Here is a 10,127-nt window from a genome sequence, read left to right as displayed (position 1 = left end):
CACATGATCCAGGCCAGCCCCGACGGCCGCTGGCTCGTCGGCACCGACCTCGGCCGCGACCGCCTGCTCGTCTGGCCGCTCGGGCCCGGCGCGCCCGCTGTTGCGGCGACCGAGCTCGCGCTCAGCCCCGGCTCGGGGCCGCGCCACTTCGCCTTCCACCCCGCCGATCCGCGCCTCGTCTACGTGCTGCAGGAGGAGTCGTCCACGCTGTCGGCGGTCGAGCTGACGCCCGGCGGCCCGCGGCTGCTCGATGAAATCCCGCTGCTGCCGGGCGGCTTCGCCGGCACCAACTACGCGTCCGACCTGCTGGTCGCGCCCGGCGGCGGGCACCTGTACGCGCTGAACCGGCTGCACGACAGCCTCGCCGTCATCTCACTTTCTGAAGCACGCAAGCCCAGGTTGCTGGACCACCACTGGGTGCATGGCAGCTACCCGCGCAGCGCCTGCATCGCCGGCAGCCACCTCTATGTCTGCAACCAGCGCAGCGACCAGCTCAGCCATTTCGACCTCGGCCGGCCCGAGGCGCCGCGCTTCATGGTGCGTCAGACGCCGGTGCCCAGCCCGGCGGGCGCCTGCGCGCTTTAGACTGGGCCGATGAAGCCAGCGACCCTCCTAGCCCTTCTCCCCCTGCTCGCCGCCACGGCACTCGCCCGGGCCGAGCCCATCGGCTCGGTCGACACCGCCTTCAAGCTCATCGGCCCCGATCACAAGATCGTCGTCGACGCCTACGACGACCCCAAGGTGGGCGGCGTGGCCTGCTATGTGTCGCGCGCCAAGACCGGCGGCATCAAGGGGGCCATCGGCCTGGCCGAGGACAAGGCCGAGGCCTCCATCGCCTGCCGCCAGGTCGGGCCCATCGTCATCAGGCAGCCCTTGCCTGCGCAGGAAGAAGTGTTCAGCGAGCGCATCTCCCTGGTCTTCAAGCGGCTGCGCATCGTTCGCATGGTGGACGTACCGCGCAACACGCTGGTCTACCTGACCTACTCGGACCGCCTCATCGACGGCTCGCCGCAGAACAGCATCACCGCCGTGCCGGTGGGCCGCGAGACCGTGATCCCGGTCAAGCGATGAAGCCGCTCGTCCAAGGTGTATCTTGGCCGGCCTTGCAGGCCGCGCGGCATGTGCCGCAGCCCTCAAGGGACGGCGATGCTTGGGAGCGCGGCCCGGCGCTCGGCCGGCAAGATCTATGAGGTGCGGGGAGTCAACGCCATGACGTTCACCGAGGCCCTCTTCGCGCTGATGCCGATACAGGCGCTGGCTGCGGCGCTGGTGCTGATCACCCTGGTCGGCTGGCGCGGCGCCAATGCGGGTGGACGCTGGGCCCAGGTCGGCATGTTGGCCGTGGCAGTCGGCCTTACGCTGCTGAACCCGGCACTGGGCGCCCGCTTCAGCGCGCCGCAGGGCCTGTCGAGCGTCGGCGTGGGCGGCATCAGTCTGGGCCTGTCGGCGCTGTGGTGGGCCCTCGGCCTGTGGCTGAAACCGCGCCCCGGACGCTGGGCCATGACGGCGGCGCCGCTGGCCCTCGGCGCTGGCCATGCGCTGCTGGGAGGTGACCGCTTGGCCGCGCAGACCCTGGGCGACATCGTGCTGGGCGTCCAGCTCGGCTGGCTGGGTGCCGCGCTGATGCTGCCGGGTCGCAGCGCCGTGCTGCAGGGCCTGAACAGCCGGCGTTGGCGGCTGTTGGGTCTGGCCGCCGTGCTGCCGCTGCTGGCGGCGATGCTCTACCGCGCCGTCACGACGCTGCTCGGCGCGCACGGACCGGGGTCGGATCTGCTGCTGGCGCTGGCTGGCCAGCTCGCGCTGTTGCTGGCCCTGCCGATGCTGCTGCTGGCCTGGCGCGGGCAGATCGAGGCCGAGCTGGCGAGCCTGACGCAGACCGACGGCCTGACGGGACTGTGCGACCGCGGTGCCTTCACCAAGCGCTCCGTCGACCTCATCTCAATGGCACGGCGCTACGAAGAGCCGCTGGCACTGGTGGTGCTTGACCTGGACAACTTCGCGACGCTGCGGGCCGAGCAGGGCGAAGACACGGCCGAGCGCGCGCTGGCCCTGTTCGCCAGCTGCGTGCAGGCCCAGATGCGGCTGGGCGACCTGGCCGGGCGTATCGGCAACGAGCAGTTCGGCGTGCTGATGGCGCGCTGCCTGCCCGAAGGTCCGCAGGCGCTGGATGCGCGCCTGCGCACGGCGCTGACCGCACGGGCGCCGGGCGAGCTGGGCATGAACCTGTCCTTCAGCGCTGGCTGGGCCAAGCTGCGCCCGGGCGACCGCGGCCTGGCGGACCTGCAGCGGCGCGCCGAGACGGCGCTCTACGAAGCCCAGCGCGCCGGGCGCGGCCAGCTCATGGCCGAGCCAGGGGTGGCCGATTGACACGAGACGGGCGTGACCGACACCCCTGGCGGTGAAAGCTAGCCAGCCAGGTATTTGCGCACCACGCGCGCCAGCGTGCCGTCCTTCTCCAGCGCATCGCCCGCCTGCCGATAGCGCTGCACCAGCGCGGCGTCGACGGAGCTCTTGCTGAACATGGTCTGGGCCGCCTCGTTGGACAGCAACACGTCGGTCCGCACGATCTGGGCCCCCAGGCCGAGCCGCGCCAGCTCCCAGCGGGCGCTGGCTTCGCTGGCCAGCACGCCGTCGACACGGCCGATCTCCAGCATCTGCCAAAGGTTGCCGCGCACCGCGGCCTGGGTGAGCCGGGCGCGGAAGTCCGGCTCGGCCAGCAGGGCGGCGTATTCGGGGCCGTAGACGACGCCGATCTGCACGCCGAGCTTGAGCCCCGGCTTGAGCACGTCGCGCAGGCGCGTTGCGGCGCCGAAACTGGCGCGCTCGTCGGCCCGCACGTACAGGCGGTTGGGCACCATGAAACGCTGCTCGACCCAATGGGCATAGGCCTCGCGCTCGGGGCGGCGCAGGGCGCCGGGCAGCACGTCCAGCCGCCCGGCCTGCAGTTCGACGAGGGCGCGTGCCCACGGCAGTTCAACCCAGACGGCCCTGCAGCCCATGCGCTCCAGCGTGCGTTCGACGAGTTCGGCCTGCAGGCCGACGACGCGGCCGGCGGCGTCGCGCATGCTGTAGGGCGGATCGGGGTTCCAGCGCACGCGCAATTCACAAGCGCGCGCGGGCAAAGCAGCCACGGCCAGGCAGATCAAGCCGATGCGCAGCGAAAGCAAGGAAACGGTCACGACAGCATTCTGAGGCTGTTTGTCAGCCGGCTCCGACAAGCCGCCGCGCCGCTGGCCGATAGGTGAATCGCCAAAGGGCGTCGATGCTGGCAGCGAAATTCAGTCTGGAGCCGCACATGCCCACCGACGCCCAAGCGCCATTGAGCCACGCCGTTGAAATCAGCCCGCAGCGCCCGCTGTGGGCCCCGCTGACCCGCTGGTTGACGACGACCGCTGCCAGCACCGAGGCTGCGCTGGGTTATGAGTCGGCCCTGCCCTGGACACTGGACGTCGACGGGACGGCCGATGGCGGGCGCCCGCCTTACTGAATCAGCCCGTTCTTCAGCGCGTAGTAGGTCAGGTCGCTGTTGGTCTGCAGCTTGAGCTTTTCGAGCACGCGCGTGCGGTAGGTGCTGACCGTCTTGACGCTGAGGAACAGCGCCTCGGCGATATGCCCCACGGTCTCGCCCTGGGCCAGGCGCAGGAAGACCTGGAACTCGCGCTCGGACAGCGCGTCGTGCAGCGGCTTGTCCGACGCCGCGCCGCCCGGCCCGCCGGCCACGCTGTCGGCCAGCTGCTCGGCCACCGCCGCGCTGATGTAGCGGCGGCCACGCGAGACCTGGCGGATCGCGTTGGCAATCTCCTCCGGGTCGCATTCCTTGTTCAGGTAGCCACTGGCGCCCTGGCGCAGCAGCGTCGTCGCGTAATGCGCCTCGGGGAACCCGCTGAGGATGAGCACGGGCAACTCGGGAAAGCGCGCCTTGATGGCGGCCAGCGCGTCAACGCCGCTCTGGTCGGGCATGGAGATGTCGAGCAGCAGCACATCGACCTCGCCGGCGCGCGCCATTTCCAGGGCGTCGTGGCCGCTCGAACCTTCGCCGGTGACGCGCAGGTCGACATGGTCCGACAGGTACTGGCGCAGGCCGGTGCGCACGATGGCGTGGTCGTCGACGATGCCGATACGAATCATGGTGAGCAATGTGTCCGGAGTGGCGGCAGCGTAGCAGGCTGGTGCAGACGCCGCGAGAGGTATCCGTCCTACAGCCGCGACAGCGGCGTCTGACAGGGCACCGGGTCGCGGGACTATGCCGGCGAGCCAGGCCGGGCCTGATAGTGACGTTCAGCGGCTCCCCGGGGAGTCGCCCCCACAACAGGAGAATCAAATGCTCAACAAATCAATCCTGACCGTCGCCTTCGCCACCGCACTCACCGCCACGCTGGTCACCACCAGCGGTTGCGCCGTTTCGCGCAACCAGGAAACGGTCGGCGCCTACATCGACGACGCTGCCCTGACCACGCGGGTCAAATCCAAGTTCGCGGCCGACACCACGGTCAGCGCCATGTCCATCAGCGTCGAGACCCTGAAGGGCACGGTGCAGTTGTCGGGCTTTGCCAAATCACAAGAGGAAAGGGCCATGGCCGAGAAGCTTGCGCGCGAGACCTCGGGCGTCGTCGCCGTGCGCAACGACATCATCGTGCGCCAGGGTTCCTAAGGGTCGTTCCCTAGGAGAAGTCCTACAGCGCGACGCGCTACCGGCAATGCCGGGCCGACCCTGAAGCGGTTCATACTTCAGGCTTACTTTTCCCTCCGTGCCGTCGGGCCATGCCAGCACTCAGAGCCTTCATCGTCGAAGACAGTCCGGTGATCCTTGAGAACCTCATCGCGACGCTGGAGGAGCTGGCCCAGGTGGAGGTGGTCGGGTCGGTCGCGGACGAAGCCGGCGCGGTGCGCTGGATGAGCCGCGACCCCGACGCCAACGCCGACCTTTTCATCGTTGACGTTTTCCTGCGGTCCGGTACGGGGCTTGGCGTGCTGCAAGCCGCCCAGCAACTCGGCTTGCGGGCGCGACGCGTCGTGCTCACCAACTACGCCACCGAGGAGATGCGCCGCCGCTGCGCCAGCCTCGGCGCGGAGCGCGTCTTCGACAAGAGCCGCGAATTGGATGACCTGATCAGCTATTGCGCCGAACTCGCCGAACATGCATCAGCGCGTCCTGCCGCCGCAGCGACCTGAGCGGCTCCCGGTGCTGCGTCATCTCGACCCCTGGCTGGAGGGCGCCAGCCGCAATCGGGGCCTGGCCGTCGGGTTTGCCGCGCTGGCGGCCGCCGCCGTCATGGGCGTCAGCGAAGCCGCCTTCTGGGGCGCCGATGCCGCACTGAGTCAGGCCCAGGCCCGTCACCAGGCGCGCAACGACGGCCTGCGCCTTCGCGAGCTGCTGACCGACGCCGAGACCGCCCAACGCGGCTATCTGCTGACCGGGCGCGACGACTACCTGGCGCCGCTGCACCTTGCCGAGCGCGAACTGCCCGACGTGCTGTCGCGGCTGCGCGGCCAGTACGAAAGCTCCGAATGGGAGGTGCTGGTGGCAGACGCGAGCCGGCGCGCTGGCGAGAAGCTCTCCGAGCTGCAGCTGGTCGTCAAGCTCTACGGAGACGGCACCGACTCCGCATGGCGCGGCTTGGTCGAGTCCGACATCGGCCGCGAGAAGATGCAGGCCGTGCGCGAGGCAGTCGCCCAGCTCGACAAGCATGAGCTCTCGCAGATCGCCAGCGAACGCGACGCCGTTTTCCGTTCCCTGACCTACGGCCGCATCGGCGTGCACGGGTTGACGCTGCTCAGCCTGTTCGGTCTGGCGGTCTTCCTGCGCCGCAACGAGGCTCTGCATGCCGCGCGCCGCGAGCATGCCCAGGAGCTGGCGCAGGAGCGCGACCGGCTGGACGGCGAGGTGGTGCGCCGCACCGCCGAGCTGACCGAGCTGGCCCGCCATTTGCAGACCGTGCGGGAGGATGAGCGCGCCCACCTGGCGCGCGAGCTGCACGACGAACTGGGCGCGCTGTTGACGGCTGCCAAGCTCGACGTGGCCCGCATCCGCCGCATGACCAAGACGGCCGCGCCCGAGATCGACGAGCGCCTCAAGCACATGAGCGAACTGCTCGATCAGGGCATTGCGCTCAAGCGCCGCATCATTGAAGACCTGCGGCCGTCGGCCCTGTCCAACCTCGGCCTGATCCCGGCGCTTGAGATCCTGACGCAGGAATTTGCCCAGCGCTCGGGGTTGCAGCTCAGCCTGGAGCTTGCCGACGTGCCCACCGAAGAGGCTGGCCGGCTGGCGCTGTACCGGCTGGTGCAGGAGGCGCTGACCAATGTGATGCGCCACGCCAAGGCCAAGCATGTGCGCGTCAACCTCGGCGAGGCCGATGGCTGGCTGCAGATGCACATCCGCGACGACGGCCAGGGCTTCAACCCCGACGCGGTCGGCACCGGGCACCACGGCCTGCTGGGCATGCGCTACCGCATCGAGAGCCTGGGCGGCACGCTGCAGCTGCTGTCGGCGCAGGGCCGCGGCACGCTCGTGCTCGCGCGCCTGCCCCTGCTGGCCGAGCCCGGGCCGCAAGACGCGCCGACAGTCACCGCGCCCGGTGAGCTGGGCGCGGCGGCACCAGCGCCCCCACCGCCTGCCTGAAGTCCTACAGCGCGAGCGTGCCGGGGCCGACAGGCCGGCCTGAGCGTGGCGCCCAGACTGGCGCCAGGGAGCTGCGCCAGGCGCGGCCCGGACGAAGTCACCCAGGAGGGGCCATGCAGCTTCCCGATTCCCCGCCCGCCAAGGGCGACAGCGCGGACACCGCACGCGACGCCGACGCGATGTCGCCATCCCTGTACAGCCGCCGCTTCCATGCTGCGGCTTTGGTGGTGACGTTCACGGCCCTGGCAGCTACCGCCGGCATCAGCGCCGTGCAGGACGCGCGCCCGCTGGATGCGCAGCTCACGGCCGCCATGCACAAGGCCGGCGACACCCTGCAGGTCTTCCATGGTCATCTTGCGCGCGGCCTGCAGGTATCCCTGCGCGCCGTGGCCGATGGCCGGGAAGTCGCGCCTGGCGCGGTGGCGCTGGCCGTCGACGCCGACAACCGCGATCAGGCGGCTCGGGTCGAGGCAGTGCCCGGCCGGGCGCCCCTGCGCCAAACGCGCTAGAACGGATTCAGGCCGGCGCCGCCGGCTTGGTGGCCGCCAGAACCTCGGCCAGGGGCTGGGGCCGGTGCAGTAAAAAGCCCTGCACCTCGCCGACGCCCAGTCGCACCAGTTCCAGTAGCGCCTCGGGTGTCTCGACGGACTCGGCGATGGTCGTCAGGCCGAGCGTGCGGGCCACGTCGACAAAGCTCCGCACGGCCGCCTGGTCCAGTGGGTCGGTCGTCACGGTGCGCACGAACTGGCCGTCGATCTTGAGCACGTCCACCGGCAGCGCCTTCAGGTGGCCGTATGACGCCGAACCGGCACCGAAGTCGTCCAGCGCGACACGCGCGCCCAGTGCCTGCATCTGCTTGATGAATTGGGCTGCCTCGCCAAGCTGGGTGATGACCGCCGTCTCGGTGATCTCCAGGCAGAGGGCCTTGGCGCGTTCCGGGCCCAGCGCGGTCAACAAGGTGCGCACCTCCTCGTGATAGGCCGCGTCCTGCAGGGTCAGCGCCGACACATTGATGGACAGCGAGGCGATATCGGGCCCACCATCGCGCCGCAGCAGCTCGACGGCCTGGCACAGCACCCAGCGGTCCAGCCGCGGCGCCAGATGGAAGCGCTCGGCCGCTGGCATGAAGGCGCCGGGCAGCACACGACTGCCATCGCGCTCGCGCAGGCGCAGCAGCAGCTCGCCGCGCAGGCGGCCGTCGTCCTCGCCCTGGGCCGCGAGCACGCGCTGCAGGTCAAGTTCGAAGCGATCTTCATCCAGCGCCTGCTGCAGCCGCGTGGCCCAGCGATGCTCGTTCTGGTGTGCGCGCAGCGTGACGTCGTCCAGCGCCCATAGCTGCACGCGGTTGCGGCCCTGCTCCTTGGCCAGCATGCAGCAGGCATCGGCTTCGCGCAGCGCCACGTCGGCATCCGGCCAGCGCCCGTCCAGCGGAGCCACGCCGATGCTTGCGCCAATGCGAAAGCGCTGCTCACCGTGCACATAGCGGTACTGGTCCATCGCGTCGCAAAGCTTCTGCGCCACGTGCAGGGCCTCCTCCTGCGAGCAGTTCTCGAGGATGGCCGCAAACTCGTCACCGCCCAGGCGGGCGACGGTGTCGCGGCCGCGCACACCGGCCTCCAGCCGCCGGGCCACCTCGCGCAGCACCTCGTCACCGGCGGCGTGGCCACAGTGGTCGTTGACGAGCTTGAAGCGGTCCAGGTCCAGCGCCAGCAGCGCGTGCTGGCTGCCATCGCGCTTGGCCCGCTCCAGCGTGCGCGCCAGGCGCTGGCCGAACTCCGCGCGGTTGACCAGGCCGGTCAGCCCGTCATGGCTGGCGCGCCAGCGGATCTCGTCGAACTGGCGGCGCTGCTGCGTCACGTCGCGGAACACCAGCACCGCGCCCAGCACCTGGCCTTCGGCATCGCGGATGGGGGCGACCGAGTCTTCCACGGCGTGCAGCTCGCCGCTGCGGCTGAGCAGCACGGCCCCCGTGGGCAGCCGCGTCGGCCGGCCCGTGTCCAGGCAACGCCGCACCGGATCGTCCAGCGGCTCATTGTTTTCTTCGCGCTGCGGCTGAAACACCCGGCTGGACGGCTGGCCACGCGCCTCGGTGGCGGCCCAGCCCGTCAAGCGCTGCGCCACGGGGTTGAGCCAGGTGACGCGACCAAGTGCGTCGGTCGTCAACACGGCGTCGGCGATGGACTGCAGCGTCACTTCAAGCAGTTCATGCTGCTCCTCGAGTTGCTGCTGCAGCCGGCGTGCCTCGCTGACGTCCCAGCACACGCCCGACAGGCGCAGCGCCCGGCCGGCGCCATCGCGCAACACGCGGCCGGAGCTGCGCAGCACGTGCACGCTGCCATCGGGCCAGCAGACCCGCCACTCGCCCTCCAGCTGAGGCCCACCGCGCAGGGCAGCACGCAGCGCACGCGCCGCGGCACGGCGGTCCTGCGGATGCAGGCACCGGCGCCAGCGCGCCAGGCTGACGCGCGAGCCGCGCCGCGGCTCGCCATGCAGCTTCCACATCGCGTCGTCCCAGGTCACGTGGCCCACGCGCAGGTCCAGGTCCCACACCCCGATACCACCGCTGTGCGTGGCCAGCGCCAGGCGCTCGAGGGCACGCTCCAGCTCGGCGCGCACCTCCGCGGGCTCGGTCACGTCCAGCATGACCACGCCGATGCGACGGCCACCGTCCCCCGTCTCGCGGTCGTCATCGAGGCGGCCGACGACGCGCAGCGCGCGACGCCCGCCACGCCCGTCAACGTTGTCGCAGGGCAGCTCGACATCCCAGCCCTGCCCCTCGGCCGCGGCGCGCTGCAGTGCGGCGTCCAGCATGGCCGCGCCATCGGGGCCAAAGCGCTGCAGCAGCGCCGCCAGCGTCGGCACCTGCCCGTGCGGCAGGCCCAGCAATTCACAGGCCGAGTCGGACAGCGTGAGTTTGGCGATGTCGGGTTGCCATTCCCACGCGCCCACGCCGGCCAGTCGGCTGCAACGCGCCAGGAAACGCGCGTTTTGCGCCAGCGCCAGCTGCGCCGCTGAGGTGGCTGCAGCGCCTGCGGGCCCACCCGTCAGCGTTTCGCTCATCGATGCTTGCTCCGACATATCAACTGGCAAGCATCCCGCCTGCCGCAGCCGGTCAGGCGTCGGCACGGCCTGGGTCAGGCCGTAGGACAAGGCCGCGTTCACCGCCGCAGGCACGGCCACGGGCACGGTCGTCACTGCGCGGCCGTGGAAGCCCTCAATTGGCCGGTGGCGGGCCTCAGTTCCGGCCACCACCGGCGGGCACGGCGACCTAAAGTCGAGCAGACCCTGACCGATGTGCCGCGACCGCGGCTGGCCGGATGCCCGACGCTGCCCACTCCCCCGCCCTGCTCCCGTTGATCCCGCCGCCGGCCCCGCGCCGGCTGTCTGCGTATGCATGGCCCATGGCCATGGCCCTCGCTGCCTGCGGCGGTGGCGGCGACAGCGCCGCGCCCAACCTGCCGCCACCGCCCCCGCCGGTCGCGACGCCGAGCCCGCTGCCCATGCC

11 protein-coding genes are annotated in these 10,127 nt (G+C 70.8%); 8 read left to right on the top strand and 3 right to left on the bottom strand.

Going from position 1 to position 10,127, the window contains the following annotated elements; translation table 11 throughout:
• The 3 genes from ACT6S0_RS24135 to ACT6S0_RS24125 all read left to right on the top strand — a co-directional run.
• Positions 1-585: lactonase family protein (locus ACT6S0_RS24135; protein WP_444766307.1), on the top strand; the 585-nt coding region annotated here is incomplete at its 5' end.
• Positions 586-594: 9 nt separating this feature from the next.
• On the top strand, positions 595-1,071 hold the full coding sequence (locus tag ACT6S0_RS24130; protein WP_444766306.1) for a CreA family protein: 477 nt from the start codon (positions 595-597) through the stop codon (positions 1,069-1,071).
• Positions 1,072-1,209: 138 nt separating this feature from the next.
• The gene (locus tag ACT6S0_RS24125) at positions 1,210-2,367 is read left to right on the top strand and encodes a GGDEF domain-containing protein (RefSeq protein ID WP_444766305.1); all 1,158 of its coding nucleotides are present in this window, start codon (positions 1,210-1,212) and stop codon (positions 2,365-2,367) included.
• A gap of 38 nt (positions 2,368-2,405) precedes the next feature.
• Here ACT6S0_RS24125 and ACT6S0_RS24120 read toward each other — a convergent pair whose 3' ends face one another.
• Entirely contained in the window at positions 2,406-3,179 is a 774-nt protein-coding gene (locus ACT6S0_RS24120; protein WP_444766304.1) for a substrate-binding periplasmic protein, read from the bottom strand.
• 116 nt (positions 3,180-3,295) lie between these two features.
• On the opposite strand from ACT6S0_RS24120, the gene ACT6S0_RS24115 reads away from it, so the two are divergent.
• A complete protein-coding gene (locus ACT6S0_RS24115) occupies positions 3,296-3,487 on the top strand; it encodes a hypothetical protein (protein ID WP_444766303.1) in 192 nt (63 codons plus the stop codon).
• Here ACT6S0_RS24115 and ACT6S0_RS24110 read toward each other — a convergent pair.
• Positions 3,481-4,128 carry a response regulator gene (locus ACT6S0_RS24110; protein WP_444766302.1) on the bottom strand — a complete coding sequence of 216 codons (648 nt, stop codon included), beginning with the start codon at positions 4,126-4,128 and terminating at the stop codon, positions 3,481-3,483. The genes ACT6S0_RS24115 and ACT6S0_RS24110 overlap by 7 nt on opposite strands.
• A 193-nt stretch (positions 4,129-4,321) precedes the next feature.
• On the opposite strand from ACT6S0_RS24110, the gene ACT6S0_RS24105 reads away from it, so the two are divergent.
• From ACT6S0_RS24105 to ACT6S0_RS24090, 4 genes are all read left to right on the top strand, one after another.
• Positions 4,322-4,651: a BON domain-containing protein gene (locus ACT6S0_RS24105; protein ID WP_444766301.1), complete on the top strand. Its 330-nt coding sequence runs from the start codon at positions 4,322-4,324 to the stop codon at positions 4,649-4,651.
• Between the two features lie 110 nt (positions 4,652-4,761).
• A complete protein-coding gene (locus ACT6S0_RS24100) occupies positions 4,762-5,172 on the top strand; it encodes a response regulator transcription factor (RefSeq protein ID WP_444766300.1) in 411 nt (136 codons plus the stop codon).
• The gene (locus ACT6S0_RS24095; protein WP_444766299.1) at positions 5,138-6,622 is read left to right on the top strand and encodes a CHASE3 domain-containing protein; all 1,485 of its coding nucleotides are present in this window, start codon (positions 5,138-5,140) and stop codon (positions 6,620-6,622) included. The genes ACT6S0_RS24100 and ACT6S0_RS24095 overlap by 35 nt, the downstream gene beginning before the upstream one ends.
• 113 nt (positions 6,623-6,735) lie before the next feature.
• Positions 6,736-7,131: a hypothetical protein gene (locus tag ACT6S0_RS24090; RefSeq protein ID WP_444766298.1), complete on the top strand. Its 396-nt coding sequence runs from the start codon at positions 6,736-6,738 to the stop codon at positions 7,129-7,131.
• Positions 7,132-7,138: 7 nt separating this feature from the next.
• On the opposite strand, the gene ACT6S0_RS24085 is transcribed toward ACT6S0_RS24090, so the two are convergent.
• Positions 7,139-9,817, bottom strand: coding sequence for an EAL domain-containing protein (locus tag ACT6S0_RS24085; protein ID WP_444766297.1), 2,679 nt, complete (start codon positions 9,815-9,817; stop codon positions 7,139-7,141).
• Positions 9,818-10,127 lie beyond the last annotated feature (310 nt).

It is taken from the genome of Roseateles sp. (assembly GCF_052436255.1).
GTDB lineage: Bacteria > Pseudomonadota > Gammaproteobacteria > Burkholderiales > Burkholderiaceae_C > Pelomonas.
This window is presented reverse-complemented; position numbering and strand designations above follow the sequence as displayed.

Coding starts and splice junctions, on each gene's coding strand:
- ACT6S0_RS24130 (WP_444766306.1), top strand. CDS start 595: ATGAAGCCAGCGACCCTCCTAGCCCTTCTCCCCCTGCTCGCCGCCACG.
- ACT6S0_RS24125 (WP_444766305.1), top strand. CDS start 1,210: ATGACGTTCACCGAGGCCCTCTTCGCGCTGATGCCGATACAGGCGCTG.
- ACT6S0_RS24115 (WP_444766303.1), top strand. CDS start 3,296: ATGCCCACCGACGCCCAAGCGCCATTGAGCCACGCCGTTGAAATCAGC.
- ACT6S0_RS24110 (WP_444766302.1), bottom strand. CDS start 4,128: ATGATTCGTATCGGCATCGTCGACGACCACGCCATCGTGCGCACCGGC.
- ACT6S0_RS24105 (WP_444766301.1), top strand. CDS start 4,322: ATGCTCAACAAATCAATCCTGACCGTCGCCTTCGCCACCGCACTCACC.
- ACT6S0_RS24100 (WP_444766300.1), top strand. CDS start 4,762: ATGCCAGCACTCAGAGCCTTCATCGTCGAAGACAGTCCGGTGATCCTT.
- ACT6S0_RS24095 (WP_444766299.1), top strand. CDS start 5,138: ATGCATCAGCGCGTCCTGCCGCCGCAGCGACCTGAGCGGCTCCCGGTG.
- ACT6S0_RS24090 (WP_444766298.1), top strand. CDS start 6,736: ATGCAGCTTCCCGATTCCCCGCCCGCCAAGGGCGACAGCGCGGACACC.